Below are 19677 nucleotides of genomic sequence, written 5' to 3'. Positions count from 1 at the left end.
CCGTGCCTCCTGTCATGGACACCCTCCTGCGTCCCGAGCGTGCACGAGCCGGCGGCCGCGTGACCTGGTTCACCGTGCTCGGGCTCGTGCTCGTCCCGCTCACCGTCGGCGGCCTGCTCACGTGGGCGCTGTGGCAACCGACCGAACGCCTCAGCCGGATGGACGCCGCGGTGGTCAACCTCGACACCCCGGTGAAGGTCAACGGCCAGACCGTCCCGCTCGGCCGCGAGCTCGCGGCCGGTCTGGTCACGTCGACGGGAGCGACGGCGAGCACGGCGTCCGCGACGGCGTCACCGACCGCTTCCCCGTCGGCCAGCCCCTCGCCCAGCGCATCGCCGACCGCGGCGGCCAACGTCTCGGGCTCGGACGCGACCACCAACTTCACCTGGGTGGTCACCGACGCGTCCGACGCCGCAGCCGGGCTGGCCGACGGCCGGTACGCGACGGTCGTCACGATCCCCTCAGGCTTCTCGGCCGCCGCGACGTCCACCGCGACCGACCCGACGCACGCCGAGAAGGCGACGATCGACATCGCGATGAGCGACCGGGCGCGGATCGTCGACACGGCCGTCGCCCAGGCGGTCACCAGCACCGCCGTGCGCGTGCTCGGGCAGCAGCTGACCACGACCTACCTGCAGAACGTCTTCATCGGCTTCGACACCCTGCACGGCAAGCTCACCGAGGCCGCTGACGGCGCCGGGAAGCTCGCGAGCGGAGCCCAGTCGCTCACCGGTGGCGCGCAACAGCTCGCCAGCGGCGCCGGTCAGCTCGACACCGGTGCGACGTCGCTGGCCTCCGGGTCCGCGCAGCTCGCCTCGGGGCTCGACGCCCTCGCCTCCCAGACGTCGTCCTCGGCGACCTCCGCGGCCGCCGCCGTGCCCGGCGCCCAGCAGCTCGCATCCGGGCTCTCTGCGCTCTCCGCCGGGGTGAACGGGACGGGCGGGCTCGCGTCGGGCACCGCGTCGTTGTCCTCGGGTGCCTCCCAGCTCAGCAGCGGCATCGGGACGTTCCTCGACGGGATCAGCCAGCTCGCCACGGCGTGCCGGGCCGGTGTCACGACGGCGTGCGACCAGCTCACCGCGACGATCACCGCGCAGCAGAGCACCAGCGCACCCGCCGCAGGTCAGCAGCCGTCCCTCGCATACTCGGCAGCCCAGCTCGCCCAGGGGGCCGCCGGTCTGGACGCGGCGGTGAACACCGGCGTGAACGGCGCACCGTCGCTCGCGTCGAGCACCGCACAGCTCGCGGCCGGGGGGAAGTCGATCGCCGACGGCGCCACGTCGTCCGTGACCGGGCTCCGCACCCTCGCGTCGTACCTCGCGAAGTCCGCCTCCGCCGCGCACCAGCTGGCCAGCGGCGCGACCGCGCTCGCATCCGGCGCCTCGCAGGTGTCCTCCGGTGCGACGTCCCTCGGCAGCGGCGCCGACTCGATCGCCTCGGGCACGTCCTCGCTGGCCGACGGGTTGGGTCAGGCCGCGGCACAGGTGCCGGCCAGCACGGCCGAGCAGGCCAAGACCCTCGCCGGCGTCGTCGCGGATCCCGTCGCGGCGTCGAACGGGAACACCTCCTTGTTCGGGTCCAGCAGCGTGCCGTTCCTGATCGTCGTCGCGCTGTGGCTGGGTGGGTTGGCCACGTTCCTCGTCCTGGGGGCGCAACCGGCACGGGCGCTCGGGTCCACGCGGTCGTCGTTGTCGCTCGCGCTGCGGGCATTCGCCCCGGCGGCGCTGATCGGTGCGATCCAGGGCGTGGTGCTGACCGCGTCGATGGCGGCCGTGCTGAACCTGTCGCCCGGCGGCTGGGTGGCGTTCGGCGCCGTGGCGGCGCTGGCCGGTGTCGTGTTCGCGGCCGTGAACCAGGGGCTGGTGGCGGCGTTCCGCGGGGTCGGCCGATTCGTCTCGGTCGTGATCGCCGTGGTCGCCCTGGCCACCGTCGTGGTGTCCACGGTCCCGGCCGTGCTCGACTCGACGTTCGGGCTGCTCCCACCGTCGCCGGCCCTGGGGGCCTTGCAGGCCGTGGCCACCGGCAGCGGCAGCGTGCTCGGACCGGTGGTGCTCCTCGTGGTGTGGGCCCTGGTCGGGCTCGGGCTCACGGTCGCGGCGATCGCCCGGCACCGCGTCGTCCCGGCTGGTCAGCTCGCCCGGTGGGCACGCGTGGCCTGAGCGCGAGCGGCCTGAGAGAGCGGCGGGCGACAGCCGGCCAGACCGACGGGCTGGCGCCGAGGACGGCGAGCGTCAGACCGACGGGCTGGTACCGAGGACGGCGAGCAGCGCCAGCCGGTCGGCCGCGTCGCTCCCGGGCTCGGCCGTGTACGCGACGATGCGCAGGTCGCTGCCGGGGACGGTCAGCACGTCGCAGTCGAGCGTGAGCGCACCGACCTCGGGGTGATGGATCGTCTTGCGGCTCGACTCGTGGGTGGCGACGGCGTACCCGTCCCACAGCTCGACGAACCGCGGGCTCGCCTCGGTCAGGTCGCGCACGAGCGACCGCAGCGACACATCGTTCGGGTACCGGGCGTCCGCCGCACGGAGGTCCGCGACCAGGGCACTCGCGAACGCGTCGTCCTGCTCCGGGGTGTGGCCCACCCGACTCGGCCGATCCGTGAAATACCGCCAGACGAGGTTGCGCTCGTGGCCGGTGCGCGCGGGTGGCTCGCCGAGAAGAGCGGCCCACCGCTGGTTCCACGTGAGCAGGTTCCAGGTGGCGTCGTAGACGCTGACCGGCGTGTCGGTCAACCGGTCGAGCAAGCGTTGCACCCCCGCGGGGACGTGCGTCGGGGCCAGCCCGGCGGCGGGCGGTGCGTGCCCGGCGAGCAGGAAGAGATGGTCGCGTTCCTGGGTCGAGAGCCGCAGCGCGCGCGCGAGCGAGGTGACGACCTGCGTGGAGGGGCGCGTCGCGCGGCCCTGCTCGAGGCGCGTGAGGTAGTCGACGGACAGCCCGGCGAGCTGGGCGAGCTCCTCGCGCCGGAGGCCGACGGCGCGGCGAGGTTCCGCGTCGGGCAGCCCGACCATCGCCGGGCTGACCCGGTCGCGCCAGCGGTGCAGGGCGAGGCCGAGCTGGGTCACCGGCTCAGTATCGGGGACGGCGCGGCGTCGGCGACCGTCGCAGCCTGGCCCTGCTGGTCCAGGGTCTGTGGCGGGCACTGCCTGCGACGGACGGGCCCGGCGATGCTGGGCGCATGACCATCACCTTGATCACCGGAGCCAACAAGGGCCTGGGCCTGCAGACCGCTCGCGAGCTGCTCGCCGCCGGCCACACCGTCTACCTCGGGGCGCGCGACGCGCAGCGCGGGCAGGAGGTCGCCGCATCGATCGGCGCACGGCCGCTCCTCATCGACATCACCGACGACGCTTCGGTTCAGGCTGCCGCGGCCGTCGTCCGGGCCGAGGAAGGCCACCTCGACGTGCTCGTCAACAATGCGGGCATCGCCGGGAGCGGACCGACCCCGCGGGACGTCAGCGGCCCCGACATGGTGCGGACCTTCGACACCAACGTGTTCGGCATCGTGCGGATGATGCACGCGTTCCTGCCGCTGCTCGAGGCGAGCACGTCGCCCGTCGTCGTGAACGTCAGCAGCGGGCTGGGGTCGTTCGCGCTGACGACCGACCCCGACAACATCGCCGCGCAGTTCACGCTCGTGGCCTACAGCTCGTCGAAGGCCGCCGTGAACATGCTCACCCTGCAGTACGCGCGCGCCTTCCCCGGGATCCGGATCAACGCCGTGGACCCCGGCTACACGGCGACGGACCTCAACGGTCACCGCGGGACGCAGACCGTCGAGCAGGGTGCGGTGGCGATCGTGCGGATGGCGCTCATCGGGGCCGACGGGCCGACGGGGACCCTCGTCGACGCGGCGGGGGTGGAGCCGTGGTGACTGCTGGCCCGGGGTCGGCGCCACGCGCCGGTGGGACGACTGCGTCAGGTGAAGAGGCCGGTCACGTGGCCCACGCACGCGGGTGACTCGACGCCGTTCACGATGACCGACGCGGCCCACGACCAGCGGTCGCCGACTCCCTGCAGCGTGTTCGAGGGGACCTGCATCGTCGCGAAGCTCGTGGAGGTGTCGAAGAACGGGAAGTCGTGGGTCGTGGACGTCCCATCGGCGGCGGTCACGACCAGACGGAACGTGACCTCGTCGTTCGGTGACAGGGTCCCACCCCAGGTCCAGTCGGCCCACGCGCCCTGGGGCGTCGAGCCGAGTCGGCGGGTCACACCGAGCCGGGTGACCAGCCCCGTCGACGTGATCGCGTGCAGGGTCGCGTGCGTCAGCCTGGCGGCCCCGGCGTCCAGCCTGGTCATCGTGCACGTGAGATCCGCCGGTGCGGGATCCACCCTCGTGGACGGCGCGAAGGTGAACAGGCCGCCCAGCCCGACGGCGAGGACCGAGAGCCACGTCGCCGCTCGGCGCCACCTCGGTGTGGCGGCTGCCTCCCACGTGAACGGCGGCCCCACATCCGGCGCCGACCGCGAGATGAGCCAGCGATGCGGCCGCGGACGTCGGGTGACCAGGACAACACTCCCGACGGCGCTGTCGGCGAACGTCTTGCGGCGCGAGTTCCAGAGCGGCCGGAGGTAGCCGATGAAGAGGATCCCGTCGACCACGTGGGCCAGCCACCGCAGCAACGTCCGCACCAACCCGATCGGACGGGCATCCGACTCGCTCACCACCGCGATCCCGACCAGCACCTTGCCCGGGGTGACGCCGAGGTAGGCCTGCATGACGATCGTCACCACGATGACGGCCACCACCCACGGGTTGCGGAACCACGACCCGACCAGCGGGTTGAGTCCGGTGAGCGAAGCCGGTTGCCCGAGGAACGGGAACGTCGTCCCGACGCCGATCGGCGCGAGGTACGCCACGCCCGCAGCGATCACGGCATCGACGACCGCTGCCACCACCCGCTTGGTCCAGCTCGCGTAGACAGGTTCCAGGCGGTCGACGGCGTGCAGCGGTGCAGCGAAGTCGACGGACGTGCCCCCCGGAAGCGTCACGGTTCCCATCGTGACGTAGTGCGGGGTACGGCGCTGGGGTTTCGGGGTGGGGAGGGCGGGGGTGACCGGTGTCGGGTTCGCGACTATTCGTCAATGTGCCCCCTCGCCGTGACGTCCTGACCTGGGGGTTCGCGCGCTTGCTGGTTCCCGGGCCCGCGTGCTCGCCGTGGTCTGTCGTCTTGCCTCCGGCGGCCATCCGATCGCTGAGCGTGGCCCTGCACTCCGACGGGTCCTCCGGGCGGTCCGCGCGTGGTCGGGGTCGGTGCTCCGCACCAAGGTCCACGAGTCGGGCGTGAAGGTGCCCGCAGGCCCCGTCTGCGTTCCGGGCTGGTGCTCCGCTATCGGATGGACGCCTCAGTGCGAGCCCGACCCGCACGCGCCCGTGGGTGCGGTGGGGTTCGACTGTCCCGAGCGGTGCAGCGGTGCGGTGCGTGCTCGGCGCTCGCGCGCCGTGCGCGCGCCCCGCATCCCCCGTCCCCGCACCGGGGCCCGCCCGGCCCGTTCCGGCTCCCGGGGTGGCTTCGAGGGCTCCCCAGTAACGTTGCTACTTCAAGTCAAGAGCCCGGCGCTATCGCGCCACGCCCGGCTACTCGCTCAGGTACGCGCGCACAGCGGTGATCAACTCATCGCAGAGGAGGTCTGCCCCCAGCAACGCTTCACCGGCAAGCACCTCAGCCCACTCAGGCTTACCGTGGAGTCTTGGTCGCTTGCTTACCGTCCATTCTGTTTCGAGACGCTTGGGGTCGACATCCCGGCCCTCGGTCTTGGCGAGCACGACTTCCTCGGCTACAACGTTGGCTGCCGAGATGTTGTAGAGGCACGCCTTGAAGACAGCCACATACGTCTCCTGCGCCTGAGCCATAAGTTGCGGCGGTAGTTCCAGAGTAAGGCTTTCGATTTCTTCCGCGAGTGCGCGTATTTGCTTCACGTCGTCCACGTCGAAGGCGTTGCGCCAGTCGGGTGGCGTCCGTTCCACCGCCTCCCGAGTGGCTGCCGCCATCGACGAGAACATGTACGAGTCGCGCACTATCGCTTGACCAAGCTTCCGCGCCGCAGTCTCCCTAATCTGGAGCCTTATCGCAGTGATGGGCCTCTCTTGCTGTAGCGCAAGGCGCTCCGTGAGGATGACGTAGCGGTAAGTCACCAACAGGAGCGCGATCGACCCCACTGCTTGGATCGCCGCAGGCCACGCGGGGCTTAGGTGTTCCAGTCCCGCGGCAATGGCAGCGACCGCCGCAATGAACGCCACGGCAATCGCTAGGTACTGCGCTGGGCGCTTGGAGAGGAGTGTCTTCACGCGGCTACCCTATTGCGCACAGCCTCAGGGTGGCTTGGCAACTTGTCGCGTTGGCGACGCAAGACGCCCCCCAACAGCTCGTCCCCGCCCTGCCGCGTGACGAACCCCGCGCGGGATCCGACGCGTCCGTTCCCCGTCTCCGTTCACCTGCGGGGATGCGTCCACGCGTTGGCGCCGACCTGCACCGCTGCCAGCGTAAGCATGAGGATCCCCTCTGTCGTCGACACTTTCCAGACCATGACGACGAACCCGTAGCTGGAGGCGACGTAGAGGGCCACGTAGGGCACCAGAAGGCGCCAGTCCATGTGTTCTCGGAAGGGGATCTTGAGGATCCAGTCGTACAGCGATGCGATGAGCTGAGTTGCGCCTTGTCGCGAGGGCAGCGGGTCGTGGAGACCCGTGGGTGACGGGGAAGCGACCCGCTGGGAACGGACCGAGGTCGAGCCGTGCTTCAGATCCAGTGGCGCCGTCTGAAGATGGTGAAGAGGGTGATGCTGACCAGTCCCATCAGGGTGAGGGCGAAGGGGTAGCCCAGGGCCCAGTGCAGCTCGGGCATGTGGTCGAAGTTCATGCCGTAGACGGTGCCCACCAGCGTGGGGGCGAAGAGAATGGCGGCCCAGGCAGAGATCTTCTTGACCTCCTCGTTCTGGGCGTTGCTGGCCTCGCTGAGCAACGTCATCTCCTCGTTCTGGCGTTGGGCGACGAGAGTGGCGTTGACCGTGAGGATGTCACGCAGGGCGGAGCGGAAGCCGTCGATGCGCTCGGTGATGTGGGTGACGTGGTCGGCGACGTCCCGCAGGTAGCGCTGCAGGTCCTCCTCGACCTCGTACTTGGCGAATCCGGCGCTCAGGCCGACGAGGATCCCACTGAGGGGGTGCACGGCACGCTGGAACTCGACGACCTCTTGGGAGAGCTCGTAGATGCGACGGGACACGTGCGGCTCACCGCGAAAGACCTCGGTCTCGATCTCGTCGATGTCGTTCTCCAGGCCCGCGACCACTGGCGAGTACCCGTCGACGACCGCGTCAAGGATTGCGTAGAGGACCGCCTCGGTACCCAAGGAGAGCAGCTCGGGGTCGGCCTCGAGCCTTCTGCGGACCGCTGCGAGGTCGGGTGACTCGCTGTGTCGGACGGTGACGACGAACGCCGGGCCGATGAACAGGTGCAGCTCGCCGAACTCAACCTCCTCGACGTCGTCGAGGTAGCGGGCAGCGCGCAGCACGACGAACAACGTGTCGCCGTACCGTTCGAGCTTGGGCCGCTGGTGAGCCTCGTTGGCATCCTCGATGGCCAGCTCGTGCAGCCCGAACTCGCTGGCCAGGGAGTCGAGCTCGGCCGCGGAGGGCCGGTAGAGGCCGATCCACGCCATCGTCGCGTCCTGGGCATCCAGGGCACGGTAGGTCGCCGGGAGGACGTGGGCGAGGCGACGCGTTGGCCTCCGCTGTAGACGGCGCTGTCGACAACGCTGCTGGTCGAGCCGGGTGTCGGATCGGGACGACCGGCTCCCTCTGGGCCGGCCACAGCAGGGGTGTCGGACCTGTGCGGTCGACCAGTCAACGCACGGAACGGCAGGCGACGGGGCTCGGACACTCGCGATACTCCCTAGGCATCGGTGGGGGATTCGGACTGCCACCACGACCCCACATCGACCACCCCGGCTGCCCGCGCGGGCAGAGGTCAGGGGTGTGAAACAGGGAGGCCGCGGGGCGGGGGACTAGGAGGCTCACTGCGCATGCGCCGCCACCTCCCGGAATCCACTGGCCCTCGCCAGCACGAGCTCGTCACCGCTGAGCACCGCGGCCGTAGCCGAGGCTAGACCCCGGACTCGATGGCGCCAACCAGCGAGGCGGCCGGGCGCGAAGTGGCGTCGCTCAAAGTGGTGCAGCCGCGGTGCCGGTGCACGGGGTGGACGACATGTCGTTCACGAGGATCGACGCGGTCCACGACCAGTTGTCGCCGACTCTCTGCAGCGCGGCCGCAGGAATCGGCATCGTCGCGGTGCTCGCCGAGATGTCCGAGAACGGGAAGTCGTGGGTCGTGGATGTCCCGTCGGCGCCGGTCACGACCAGACGGAGCACGACGGCCTCGTCCCCTGACAGGTGCCCTTTCCACGTCCAGGTGGCCGAGACGTCCTGAATCGATGCGTCGACCCAACGGGTCACGCCGAGCCGGGTGATCTTGCCCGTCGACGCCGTGGTGCGCAGGGTCGCACCCGTCAACCCGGCGGGCCCGCTGTCCCACGTGCTCATCGCGCACTGCAGTTCGACGGGTGCGCGGTGCTCTATCGAGGACGGTCCGAAGCCGTACAGCGCGCCGAGCCCGCAGACGATTGCCGCGAGCCAGGTTGCCGCCGGGCGCCAGCTCGGTGTCGCGGGTGCCTCCCACGTGACCGGCGGTCCCACGTCGGGCCCGGTCCGGGGCGCGAACCGGCGGTGCGGTCGCGGGTGCCGGGTGACCAGGACGGTGCTCCCCACGATGCTGTCGGCGAACGTCTTGCGCTGCGAGTTCCAGAGGGGTCGCAAGTACCCGATGAAGAGGATCCCGTCGACCAGGTGGGCCAGCCACCGCAGCAGGGTCCGCACCAGTCCGAGAGGACGGGCGTCGGCGTCGTTCACCACCGCGATCCCGACCAGCAGCTTGCCCGGGGTGACGCCGAGGTAGGCCTGCATGACCGTCGTCACCACGACCACGATCGCCACCCAGGGGTTGAAGAACCACCACCCGGACGGCTGGGTGGCGCCGATGAGCGGCAGCCCCGACCCGCCGCCCACAGGAGCGAGGAACGCCACACCCGCGTTGATCGCGGCATCGAGAAGCGTGGCGATCACCCGCAACGTCCAGTGCGCATAGTCAGGCGTGGCCTGGTCGGCGTCGTGCTGTGGATAGGCGAGATCGACGGACGTGCCCCCCGGAAGCGTCATGCCACCCATCGTGACGCTATTCGGGGTGCGGCGTGGGGTTTCGGGGTGGGGAGGGCCGGCGAGACCCGCGTCCGGGTTTCCGCGCCACCAGAAGGACCCCGACGCTCAGCACCACGAGCGGGAGGACCCACAGGGCCGCGATCGTGTAGCCGTGCTCGTCCGGGAACAGGGTGGCGGCCGGGGTGGCTGTGGCGAGCAGGAGGCCGGCGACGGCGCTCCCGATGCTAAACCCGACGCTGCGGACGATCTGGTTGATCGACAGGACGCTCGCAGTCTCCTGCTGCGGTACACCGTCCAGCACGAGCCTCGGCATGATCGCGGAGACGCCGCCGACGCCGAAGCCGAGCACCGCCATCGCCGCGAGCGCCGAGACGAGCGACCCGAGGGTGACCGCGAACAGCACGGCCGCGAGGACGACAGCGGCGGCGCAGGTCACGAAGGTCCATCGCGGTGACATGCGGGAGGTCAGCCACGGGGTGAGGCGACCCGCCACGAAGCCCAGCACGGAGAAGGGGATGAGAGCGGCGCCGGCGAGCACACCGGAGAGTCCGAATCCGTACCCGGCATCGGTGGGCGTCTGGACGTAGCGGGTCAGCAGCGCGAACAGCAGGTACATGCCGATGCCCGACGTGAGCATCGCCGCGTTGGCGCGCACCACCCCGCGCTGGACGAACAGACCGAGATCGACCAGGGGAGTGGCGGTGCGCCGTTCGAGCAGCACCCATGCGCCGAGCGCGACGACCGCGAGGACGAGGATCGTGGCTCCGACCGAGGGCGTGCTCCAGACGGAGGGCTGCGCGACGGCCAGCAGCACTCCGAGGGTCCCGAGGCCGAGCAGCGCCGCACCGGGGATGTCCACCCGGACGGCCGGGCGCGGTGCGTCCTGAGGGATGGTGCGCCAGGCGATGAGGACCGCGGCGAGGGAGAGCAGGAAGCCGACGCCGTACGCGGTGCGCAGCCCGGCGAGCTGGTCGATGAGGCCCATGAGCGGGTAGGCGACGCCGATGCCGACCGTGGAAGCGACCGAGACGGTCGCGATCGTGGCGTGCGCGCGCTCGGCGGGAAGGTGGTCGCGGGCCACGCTCATCAGCAGGGCGACAGCACCGAGGCCGAGGCCCTGGAAGGCGCGGCCGACCAGCAGCACCCCGAACGGCGCCGGGATCGCCGTGAGCAGCCCGCCGAGGGCGACCAGGGACAGGGTGACGAGGATCGTGGCCCGGCGGTGAGGACCTGTGCCGAGGCGGCCGAGAACGGGGGCGGCGATCGCGCCTGCGAACAGCGTCACCGTCAGGGTCCACTGAGCGGCGGCCAACGGCACGTCGAGGTCGAGAGCGACCGAGGTGATGAGCGGGGCGCCGACGCCGCCGATCACCGCGCCCAGGAAGGCGACCGTGATCACCGCGGGCCCGAGGCCGCGCGCCGCTGGAGCGTCGGGTGCGACAGCGCTCACCGGTTGGTCTCCGCCGTGATGTGCTCGAACAGTCCCGGCTGGATGCGGGTGCGGATGCCGTCGGCCCACGGCTCGTTCACCTCCCCGACGTCAAGGGCAGCGCCGGCGTTGAGCAGCATGCCGAACGCGAGGAACGACTTGACGGTCACCGGGTCGAGGCCGGTGGTGTCGGCGACGACCTGCCACAGGCGGGCGAAGCATGCCCGGACGAGATCACGGACCTCGTCGTCACCACACGCGGCGAACCCTTGCAGCTGGAGGAGCAGGGTCGTCCGATCGGCCAGCAGGTCGGAGTACTGCGCCCCCATCAGCCTCAGGCCGTCGATGCCGCCGGTTCCGTCCGCGGCCTGCAGCATGCCGTCGCTGAACCGATCGAATGCGGACCCGACGAGCTCGAGGAACAACGCCTTCTTGGTCCCGAAGATGCGGAAGATGTACGCCTGGGTGATGCCCGCCTCACGCGCGATCGTCTCGGCCGAGGCGCCGTGCAGCCCGTGCTCCGCGAACTCCCGAGCCGCGATCTCCAGCACCTGGGCTCGGCGTTCGGGTCCACGCATCCGTCTGCTCATGCCGTCTAGATTGCTAGTCACTAACTACTGATTTACGGCCGTCGTGTGAGCTCTCCTGACAGAGGTCAACCGGCGTCACGGCTGATTGAGAGCTGGGGCCATCGCCGTACGACGACCCCAGCGGAACCTCAGCGCCCCGATCTCTCCCTCAGCTGCGTCAGCCCGGGTAGACGCCCGTCGTGAGGTCGTCGATCAGGCTCGGGTGCGTGGGGAGCCAGTCGAACCGCTCCTGGGTCCGGGCGCTCGACGCGGGCTGGTCGACGGCGAAGATGCTGCCGAGGAACCCGTAGTGGTCCGCGGGGACCGACGCCACGGGCAGGTCGAGGCGGCGCCCGATCGTCTCGGCGAGGGAGAGCATGGTGTCGCCCTCGTCACCGACCGCGTGGGCGACCGTTCCCGGGTCGGCCTGCTCGAGCACGAGGCGGAAGAGCCGGGCGGCGTCGAGCCGGTGCACTGCGGGCCAGCGCTGGCTGCCGTCGCCGACGTAGCCGACCACGCCGGTGCGCTGCGCGGTCGCGAGGAGGAACGAGGCGAAGCCGTAGCGTCCGTCGGCGGCGTGGACCGAGCGCGGCAGCCGGACGGTCGCGGAGCGCACGCCCTTCGTGGCGAGCCCCAGAAGGGTGTGCGCGTTGCGGGCGCGGCCACCCAGAGGGCCGGCCAGGGGCATCTCGTCGTCCTCGACGGCGAGCCGTCCCGGAACTGCCGGTGTGCCGGACGCCGCGACGAACGCCTTGCCGGTGCCCTCGAGAGCGGGGGCAAGGGTCTCGATCGCGAAGGTCTCCTCCTCGGTGTTCCCCTGGAAGTTGGTGAAGTCGTTGCCGAAGGCGAGGTGGATGACGCCGTCGGCCTGGTCCGCACCTGCGGTGAGGCTGGAGGCGTCGGTGAGGGTGCCGCGCAGCACGGTGGCGCCCATCGCCGTGATGGCCGCCGCGGAGGCGTCGGAACGGGCGAGGCCGACGACGGTGTGGCCGGCGGAGATGAGCTCGGGGACGACGGCGGAGCCGATGCCGCCGCTGGCGCCGGTGACGAAGACGTGCATGGTGACCTCCAGTGATGAGACTTAGGTCTTATGACTGTAACACCACGATGAGATGACAGTCTCATCAGTACACTCGGTCCATGCCTCGTTGGGAACCGGATGCGCGTGCGCGCCTCGTCGCCGCCGCGCTGGAGCTGTTCTCCGAGCGCGGCTACGACGGCGCGACGGTCTCGGAGATCGCCGACCGCGCCGGACTCAGCCGGGCCACCTTCTTCCGCTACTTCCCGGACAAGGCCGATGTGCTCGCCGCCGGCCAGGAGACGCTCTCGCGCCTGCTCACCGACGGGATCACGGAGGCGCCCGCCGACGCCACCCCGCTCGCGGCGGTGCGCGCCGGGCTCGAGCGGGCCGCCGGCGCGATGACCCCGTTCCACCGCGAGCTCGGCCCCGGGCTGATCGCCGTCATCGCCGGCAACCCGGAGCTCCAGGCGCGCAACGCCGCGAAACAGGCCGGCATGACCGCCGCCATGGTGGCCGCACTGCGGCAGCGTGGCGTCGCCGAGCCGCTCGCCTCGATCGCCGCCGGGCTCGGTGGACTCGCGTTCACGCAGGCGTACGCGGCCTGGATCGCCGACGGCGACGACCACGACCTCGGAGCGCTCATGCGCACGGCCCTGGAGCAGCTGCACCGGGCTGCTGCCGAGCTCGACTGACTCGGTCGTCCTCTCAGCGTCGGGCGACAGTCGCGGCGCACCGGTGGGTCCTGGTCGTCAGCAGGTGTACGGACTGCCCGGAGGAGTGGCGCACACGACGGGCGAGAGCGGACCTTCGCCGCCGGTGTTGAATGCCGCGACCCTGTAGTAGGTGGGTTCGAGGTAGCCGATCGCGTCGGTGTAGGAGACGACTTGGAGTGCACCTTCGCTGTAGGACCAGATGACGACGTAGTCATTGATGAAGGCGGGTGCGATCGTCACCTTGCCGGTGGCGACGTCGAACGTCGCCGCCACCACGAAGGGGCCGGTCAGCGAGTCGGATCGGTACACGCGGTAGCCGGTGGCATCGGCGCCCTGCTCCCAGGTGACCGTGGTCTCCCCCGAGCCTCCGCCAGTCCATCCCGTCACGCCGGTGACCGGACCGGGCGCCGCAACCGTGGGGGTCGTGCTCGTCGGCGGAGGCGGGGGCGCAGTCGTCGGACGGCTCGGTGTCGTCGGCGTCGAGCTCGGAGACGGTTCCTCGGTCGGGGACGGAGTCGGTCCGACGGTGGGGCTGGTCGACGCCGAGGGCGCGGGCGTCGAGGGCTCAGGCGGCGAGGACGTCGTCGCCGCAGGCAGCGGGGGGATCTCCGTCGAGGCGTTCGGCCACAGCAGGCTCAGTCCCAGCGCCCCCGCCCCGGCCACGGTCACGGACGCGGCGGTCAGGGCCGCCACGCTGATGGCGCGGCGACGTCGGACGTCACGCACGAACTTGCCCAGGCGTGCCGTCGTGAGCGGGAGGTCGCGCTCGGCTGCGGCAGCCTCGTCGTGCGCGGCAGCGCGGATGATTGCTGACAGCTCGTCGCTCATCGCCCTGGCCCCTGTCTGGTCGTGGGCACCACGGCCACCATGCGGTCCTCGACGTCCGGGTCGGCCGTGGTGCCCAACGTCGCGTTCAGGTGGTGGATGCCGTCACTGAGGTAGCGCTTGACCGCGCCATCGCTCAGGCCGAGACCTGCCGCGATGTCGGCCACGGTCAGGTCGTCGTAGAAGCGCATGACCACGCACGTCCGCTCGCGCCGCGGGAGGGAGAGCAGCGCGGCCCGGACGTCCAGCTTGGTCGCGACGTCGACCTGGGTGGTGTCTCCGGCGACGAGGCGTGGCATCGCGTCGCGCCCGCTGCGCTCCGACCGCACACGATCGATGAAGGCGCTGGAGATCGCTCGGCGGACGTAGGCGTCGGCGGCGTTGAGACTGGGGAAGGACCGCAGGCGCCCGAACGTCCGCACGATGGCGTCGTGGACCAGGTCCTCTGCCTCGTCGCGGTTACCGGTGAGGAGCGCGGCGTACCCGATGAGCATCGGACGCCGTTCTCGCACCAGCTGCTCGAGGAGGCTCTGCCACGCCGCCATCAGCAGGCTCCCTTCTCGCGGACCTGCATCTCGATCGTCCCACTGTATGAACGGATCACCACCCCGGAACGTTGTGCGACCGGGCCTACGGCGTACTGGGGGCGACCTTGGCGCCCGTCACCCTCCGAAGGCGAACACGACCTCCCCGTCGCCGTCGATCACCCGCGCTCGCGGGCTGTTCGCGACGTCCAGCTCGACCCGCAGCACCCCGTCGCCCTGCGCGGCGCGCGCCAGGTACACGTAGCTCGTGTTGGTCAGCGAGACGGTCGTGGTCCGGGCGGTCACGAGCCAGGGGTGGCGTCGGCGCAACCCGATCAGCTCCTGGTGGATCCGGTACATCCACCGGCCGTGGTCGGGGAGCAGTCCAGGGTTGTCCGGGAACTCCGGTCGGACCGCGTCGTCGCCGCCGAGGCGGTCCTCCTTCACGCCCGTGAACGCCTGCTCGTCGCCGTAGTAGATCGAGGGCACCCCGCCGGTCGTCAGGAGGATCACCAGGGCGAGGACGGCGCCCGCGTCGCCGGCCGTGCTGGCGATGCGGCTGACGTCGTGGTTCCCGACGAACGTCATCGGCGTGAACCGGTCGAGCAGCTCGTTGTGCCGGGACAACGTCCAGTCCAGCTCGAAGAAGTTGCGGTCGACGATGCTGCTCCAGGTCGCCTTCCAGAGCTCGTACTGCGTGACCGAGTCCATCCCCGAGGTGGCCACGAGCTCCGCGTAGTCACCGTGGATGACCTCTCCGACGAACCATGCGTCGGGATGTGTGGCGCGCACCGCGGGCAGGACCGTCGCCCAGAACTGAGGTGCCACGGCGTACGCCGCATCCAGGCGCCACCCGTCGATGCCGCGGTCGAGCCAGTAACTCATGACCGACGTCACGTAGTCGGTGACCTGGGGATTGTCGTGGTTCAGCGCGACGAGCGAGCTGTGGCCCTCGAAGTCGGCGGCCCGCGCGCCCCCGGGTGCGTCCCAGTCGATCCGGAAGAACGAGGCGTACTCGCCGTCCGGTCCCTCGCGCATGGCCTGCTGGAAGAGCGGGTGCGCGGAGCCGACGTGGTTGAAGACGCCGTCGAGCAGCACCCGCAGCCCGCGTTCCTTGCAGGCGGATACGAGGGCGTCGAAGTCGTCGAGCCCGCCGAGCCGGGGGTCGATCCGGAGCTGGTCGACGCTGTCGTAGCCGTGCGTCTGCGACGCGAACACCGGGCCGAGGGCCAGGCCGGACACCCCGAGCTCGACCGCGTAGTCGAGCCAGCGGCCGATCCGCGCGAGACCGCCGCCGGGGCCGGTGGCCTCGTCGCGGATGGGCGCACCGGTGAACCCCAGTGGGTAGACGTGCCACCAGAGGCAGTGGTCGATCCAGCTCGCGGTGCTCGTCGTGGCGGTGCTCGTCGTCACGGTGCTCTCCCTGTCGGGTCGCGCCCTATTGAGGTCAACTCACTAACGCTAGTGAGCGTACGTCAGTTGCCGTAGGATCCACAAGATGTCGCGCACCGACCGCACCCCCCGGCAGCGCCTCGCGCCCGAGGAGCGCCGCGAGGCGATCACCGCCGCCGCGTCGGCCGCGTTCGCCGCGCACCCGTACGACCAGGTCGCGATCGCGACGATCGCCGCCGACGCCGGAGCCTCCGAGGCCCTCGTCTACCGGTACTTCACCAGCAAGGCCGACCTGTACGCGACGGTCGTCCAGCAGGACGTCGACCGCCTCGCCGCCCGCCAGTCCGACGCGCTCGACGCGCTCCCCGCCGGGGTGTCGGCTCGCGACCGTGTGCGCACGTTGCTCATCGTGTACCTGGACCACGTCAGCGAGCACCCCACCGCGTGGGCGGCCGCCCTGCTCGCGCTCGGCGCCGAGCCCGAACCCGCCGCGAGCATCCGCCGCGATGCGCGCCGCGACTCCGTCGAGCGGCTCCGTGACCTTCTGCTCCCCGACCAGGGCGCCCGCCACGAGTACGCCCTCTGGGGGTTCCACGGCTTCCTCGACGCCGCCTGCCTGCAGTGGGTCGCGACCGGCTGCTCGGAGGACGACCGATGGTCCCTGATCGACGCGGCGCTCGGCGCTCTCGAGGGGGCGCTCGGTGACTGGGGTCGGTGACCGGTCCGCGGCGGAGCCCGGGTCCGTCACGCCGACGGGCGAGGTCCGACCCCGGTGGTCGGCACGCCGAGACGGCACGAGGATGGCGTCCATGCCTGATCGCACCCGGCGGGATGCCCGGCTCCGGCGGTACTGGGACGACCACGCCGCGTCGTACGACAGCACGATGGCCCGGACCGAGAGCCGCTACCTCGCCTCGAGCCGCCCGTGGCTGTGCCGCCAGTCGGTCGGCGCCACGCTCGAGGTCGCCGTCGGGACGGGGCGCAACTTCGCCTTCTACCCCGCCGACGTCCGCCTCACCGGGCTCGAGTGGAGCGCACGGATGCTCGAGGTCGCCCGACGGCGCGCCGACGAGCTCGGCCGCCCGGTCGACCTCCGCCACGGTGACGCGCACGCGCTGCCCTACCCGGACGCGACCTTCGACACCGTGGTCTGCACGTATGCGCTGTGCGGGATCCGCGACGACGCCGGCGCCGTCGCCGAGATGGCCCGGGTGCTGAAGCCCGGCGGACTGCTGCTCCTCGTTGACCACGTCGGTTCCTCCGTGTGGCCGGTCCGCGTGCTCCAGCTGCTCGTCGACCTGTTCAGCATCCCGCTGCAGGGCGAGCACTACCGCCGCCGGCCGCTCCGCCACGTCCGCGCGCTCGGCCTAGACGTGGAGCGGCACGAGCGGACCTCCCTCGGCATCATCGAGAGGGTCGCAGCCCGCAAGCCGACCGTCTGACGCGCGGGCGGGTGACGCCCCGTCACACCATGAGGTCCCGGCCGCGGAGCCCGACGATGCCCGCGACCGCGCACACGACCGTGACGCCGACCAGCAGCGCGAGCCCACTGCCGCTCACGCCGCCGGTGCCGAGCGGGTCGGACCCGAGATACCAGTGGAACGGCGACACCGACGTCATCCACGACGACCCCGTGAGGTTCCCGATCGCCCGCAGCACGTAGCCGGCGACGGCGATCCCGGAGGCGACCGCCAGGGCTGTCCCGCGACGGCCGGTCGCGGCGCCGACCGCGAAGGCGAGGGTCGAGAACATCCCGACGAGCACCCACATCAGGGCGCCCGCCACCAGCACCGCCCCGAGCGAGATGTCGAGGGAGAGCGCGAGCGTGAGCACGACGATCGTGACCGTGACGGCGGCGACGACGATCAGCAGGTCGAGCCACAGCGCGGCGAGCCGTTCGACGTAGGTCGACGTCCGGGTCACCGGGGCGGTGAGCTCGAGCTCGAGGACGCCGTCCTCCTCGTCGCCGGCGATCAGCCGGGAGCCGCGCGAGATGCCGTGGACCAGGAGCAGGGCGAGCCCGATGAGCGAGTAGACGGTCGACGTCACGTAGCCTGCAGCCGTGGCCAGGCTGTCGAAGCCCATCGCGGTCATGAGGCCCGAGGGCATGGAGTCGAGCATCGACGTCCAGTCGCCGGAGTTGATCGTCGGGTAGAACGACGTGTACATCGCGCTGACGGCGGCGACGGCGACGGCCCAGATCGCGATCGACCGGCGGTGGTCCCGCAGGTCGCCGAGGGCGATCGTGCCCGGTGTGGCGCGCATCAGCGGGCCCCGTCGGTGCTGAGCGAACCGCCGCGGTAGGTGTCGAGGAAGAGGTCCTCGAGCTCGCGGTCTTGGGCCTGCCAGCGGAAGACGCGGTGCGCGGCTGCGGCCTTGAGCAGTGCGTCGGGCTCGCCGTGCAGCCGGACGTGCAGCGTCGTCCCGTCCGCGACGACGTCGGTGAGGTCCGGCACGTGCGCGAACCACGTGACGTCGGCGGGCTCGTCGAACTGCAGCAGCACCTGCTGACCGGCGCGGCGTCGCAGCTCGGCGACGTCGTCGACGTCGACCACCACGCCGGCACGGATGATCGCGACCCGGCCGGCGGCCTCCTCGACCTCGCTCAGCACGTGCGAGGACATCAGGACCGTCGCCCCGGCGTCGTGCGCCTCGCCGACCAGGTCGAGGAACTCGCGCTGCAGCAGCGGGTCGAGGCCGCTCGTCGGCTCGTCGAGGATCAGCAGCTCGGGGGAGTGCATGAACGCCTGCACGACGCCGACCTTCTGCTTGTTCCCCTTGGAGAGGCCGCGGATCTGCCTGTCGAGGTCGAGGGAGAACCGGTGCGAGAGCGGCGCGATCCGATCGGCCCCGGCGCCGCCCCGCAGAGCCGCCAGGTAGTGCAGGTACGCGCCGGCTGTCTTCGCGGGAGGCATCGACAGCTCGCCCGGGAGGTATCCGATGCGGGCGCGCAGCTCGGGGGTGGCGAGGTGGGTCGGGACGCCGAGGATCTCCGCGGTCCCCGCCGTCGGGCGCAGCAGGTCCAGCAGGATCCGGATCGTCGTGGACTTGCCCGCGCCGTTCGGTCCGAGGAACCCGAGGACCTCGCCGCGCCGGACGTCGAGGTCCACGCCGTTGAGGGCGCGGACCGTCGCGTAGTCCTTGACGAGACCGCGAACCGAGAGGGCGAGGGTGTCCATGACCTCATCGTGGGACCGCAGGCCGCGCGCGGCACGTTCTGGCCTAGGACGTAAGTCCCTTACGGCCGCGTCGAGTCCTCTGCTCCGCTGAGGTAGCGGGTCTCGACCCGGGGCTCGCCCAGTCGGAGCGAGGGCCATCATGACGATCACGAGAGTCCACCTGGAACCGCAGTCAGTCGCCGGTGTGCGTGAGGTGGTCCCGATGGGGGCGCTCACGGCCTTCTTCGCCCGGGCCTTCGCCACCACGGCCGAGGAGCTCGGACGGCACGGCATCGCCCCTGCCGGGCCGCCCGTGGCGCTCTACCGGGGCCTGGTCACCGAGACCGTCGACGTGCTCGCCGGATTCCCGCTCGCCCACCCGTGGGACCTCGGAGCCGAGCTGGCGGCCGCGACCCTGCGCGGCGGCGACGCGGTCATGGCGATCCACCGCGGGCCGTACGACACGCTCTCGGTGACCTACGACGAGCTCACCGGGTGGTTCTCGGAGCACGGGCTGACACCTGCACCGGAGATGTGGGAGGAGTACCTCCTGGGACCCGGCATGGCGGAAGACCCGCACAGCTGGAAGACGCGGGTCGTGTTCCCGGTCGCCTGACCGCGTCGGCACCGTGCTCGATCCGATGACGTGCTCGATCCGGTGACGTGCTCGATCCGGTGACGCGCTCCGCCCGGCCGCGCGCCACGGTGGCCGGCACGAGTTCAGTCGTGCGCGTGCTCGGTCAGCCAGTCCATCGCTGACACGGCCTCGCGGAGCACCGAGATGTGACCGTCCAGCGGGCGCAGCCAGGAACGCCGAGGACCGCAGGTGCCGCGCGAAC

Annotated in this window: 19 protein-coding genes and 1 pseudogene; 6 read left to right on the top strand and 14 right to left on the bottom strand. The window is 71.3% G+C overall.

Going from position 1 to position 19677, the window contains the following annotated elements; translation table 11 throughout:
• Positions 1–2: 2 nt before the first annotated feature.
• Complete coding sequence (locus tag LJB74_RS08655) at positions 3–2159, top strand: hypothetical protein (RefSeq protein ID WP_259308145.1); 2157 nt, start codon at positions 3–5, stop codon at positions 2157–2159.
• Between the two features lie 72 nt (positions 2160–2231).
• On the opposite strand, the gene LJB74_RS08650 is transcribed toward LJB74_RS08655, so the two are convergent.
• On the bottom strand, positions 2232–3062 hold the full coding sequence (locus LJB74_RS08650; protein ID WP_259308144.1) for a helix-turn-helix transcriptional regulator: 831 nt from the start codon (positions 3060–3062) through the stop codon (positions 2232–2234).
• A 113-nt stretch (positions 3063–3175) separates the two neighbouring features.
• Between LJB74_RS08650 and LJB74_RS08645 the strand changes: the two genes are divergently transcribed.
• Entirely contained in the window at positions 3176–3871 is a 696-nt protein-coding gene (locus LJB74_RS08645) for an SDR family NAD(P)-dependent oxidoreductase (protein ID WP_259308143.1), read from the top strand.
• A 44-nt stretch (positions 3872–3915) separates the two neighbouring features.
• On the opposite strand, the gene LJB74_RS08640 is transcribed toward LJB74_RS08645, so the two are convergent.
• The 8 genes and pseudogenes from LJB74_RS08640 to LJB74_RS08605 form a co-directional block, all read right to left on the bottom strand.
• Entirely contained in the window at positions 3916–4989 is a 1074-nt protein-coding gene (locus tag LJB74_RS08640; RefSeq protein WP_259308142.1) for an RDD family protein, read from the bottom strand.
• Positions 4990–5575: 586 nt separating this feature from the next.
• Positions 5576–6286, bottom strand: coding sequence for a hypothetical protein (locus LJB74_RS08635; RefSeq protein ID WP_259308141.1), 711 nt, complete (start codon positions 6284–6286; stop codon positions 5576–5578).
• 143 nt (positions 6287–6429) lie between these two features.
• A complete protein-coding gene (locus LJB74_RS08630) occupies positions 6430–6591 on the bottom strand; it encodes a hypothetical protein (protein WP_259308140.1) in 162 nt (53 codons plus the stop codon).
• Positions 6592–6737: 146 nt separating this feature from the next.
• Positions 6738–7807, bottom strand: a pseudogene (locus tag LJB74_RS08625) (magnesium and cobalt transport protein CorA).
• Positions 7808–8157: 350 nt separating this feature from the next.
• On the bottom strand, positions 8158–9207 hold the full coding sequence (locus LJB74_RS08620; RefSeq protein ID WP_259308139.1) for an RDD family protein: 1050 nt from the start codon (positions 9205–9207) through the stop codon (positions 8158–8160).
• 16 nt (positions 9208–9223) lie between these two features.
• A complete protein-coding gene (locus tag LJB74_RS08615; RefSeq protein WP_259308138.1) occupies positions 9224–10657 on the bottom strand; it encodes an MFS transporter in 1434 nt (477 codons plus the stop codon).
• Positions 10654–11226 carry a TetR/AcrR family transcriptional regulator gene (locus tag LJB74_RS08610; RefSeq protein WP_259308137.1) on the bottom strand — a complete coding sequence of 191 codons (573 nt, stop codon included), beginning with the start codon at positions 11224–11226 and terminating at the stop codon, positions 10654–10656. Before LJB74_RS08610 ends, LJB74_RS08615 begins: the two co-directional genes overlap by 4 nt.
• 157 nt (positions 11227–11383) lie before the next feature.
• A complete protein-coding gene (locus tag LJB74_RS08605) occupies positions 11384–12265 on the bottom strand; it encodes an SDR family oxidoreductase (RefSeq protein WP_259308136.1) in 882 nt (293 codons plus the stop codon).
• An 80-nt stretch (positions 12266–12345) separates the two neighbouring features.
• Between LJB74_RS08605 and LJB74_RS08600 the strand changes: the two genes are divergently transcribed.
• Positions 12346–12918, top strand: coding sequence for a TetR/AcrR family transcriptional regulator (locus LJB74_RS08600; RefSeq protein ID WP_259308135.1), 573 nt, complete (start codon positions 12346–12348; stop codon positions 12916–12918).
• 57 nt (positions 12919–12975) lie between these two features.
• Here LJB74_RS08600 and LJB74_RS08595 read toward each other — a convergent pair whose 3' ends face one another.
• From LJB74_RS08595 to LJB74_RS08585, 3 genes are all read right to left on the bottom strand, one after another.
• Positions 12976–13767 (bottom strand): hypothetical protein, encoded by a 792-nt coding sequence (locus LJB74_RS08595; protein ID WP_259308134.1) that lies wholly within the window; start codon positions 13765–13767, stop codon positions 12976–12978.
• Positions 13764–14309, bottom strand: coding sequence for a sigma-70 family RNA polymerase sigma factor (locus LJB74_RS08590; RefSeq protein ID WP_259308133.1), 546 nt, complete (start codon positions 14307–14309; stop codon positions 13764–13766). Before LJB74_RS08590 ends, LJB74_RS08595 begins: the two co-directional genes overlap by 4 nt.
• 117 nt (positions 14310–14426) lie before the next feature.
• On the bottom strand, positions 14427–15701 hold the full coding sequence (locus tag LJB74_RS08585) for an alpha-amylase family protein (RefSeq protein WP_259308132.1): 1275 nt from the start codon (positions 15699–15701) through the stop codon (positions 14427–14429).
• Between the two features lie 85 nt (positions 15702–15786).
• On the opposite strand from LJB74_RS08585, the gene LJB74_RS08580 reads away from it, so the two are divergent.
• The gene (locus LJB74_RS08580; RefSeq protein WP_259308131.1) at positions 15787–16398 is read left to right on the top strand and encodes a TetR/AcrR family transcriptional regulator; all 612 of its coding nucleotides are present in this window, start codon (positions 15787–15789) and stop codon (positions 16396–16398) included.
• A gap of 91 nt (positions 16399–16489) precedes the next feature.
• Positions 16490–17122 (top strand): class I SAM-dependent methyltransferase, encoded by a 633-nt coding sequence (locus tag LJB74_RS08575; protein ID WP_259308130.1) that lies wholly within the window; start codon positions 16490–16492, stop codon positions 17120–17122.
• Between the two features lie 22 nt (positions 17123–17144).
• On the opposite strand, the gene LJB74_RS08570 is transcribed toward LJB74_RS08575, so the two are convergent.
• The gene (locus tag LJB74_RS08570; protein ID WP_259308129.1) at positions 17145–17945 is read right to left on the bottom strand and encodes an ABC transporter permease; all 801 of its coding nucleotides are present in this window, start codon (positions 17943–17945) and stop codon (positions 17145–17147) included.
• Complete coding sequence (locus LJB74_RS08565; protein WP_259308128.1) at positions 17945–18859, bottom strand: ABC transporter ATP-binding protein; 915 nt, start codon at positions 18857–18859, stop codon at positions 17945–17947. The genes LJB74_RS08570 and LJB74_RS08565 overlap by 1 nt, the downstream gene beginning before the upstream one ends.
• Before the next feature lie 139 nt (positions 18860–18998).
• Here LJB74_RS08565 and LJB74_RS08560 point away from each other — a divergent pair, with 139 nt between their 5' ends.
• Complete coding sequence (locus LJB74_RS08560) at positions 18999–19454, top strand: GyrI-like domain-containing protein (protein WP_259308127.1); 456 nt, start codon at positions 18999–19001, stop codon at positions 19452–19454.
• The last annotated feature ends 223 nt before the right edge of the window (positions 19455–19677 follow it).

The organism is Cellulomonas sp. P24 (genome assembly GCF_024704385.1).
Lineage (GTDB): Bacteria > Actinomycetota > Actinomycetes > Actinomycetales > Cellulomonadaceae > JAJDFX01.
The sequence above is the reverse complement of the archived record's forward strand: the minus strand, read 5'-3'. Positions and strand labels throughout refer to the sequence as shown.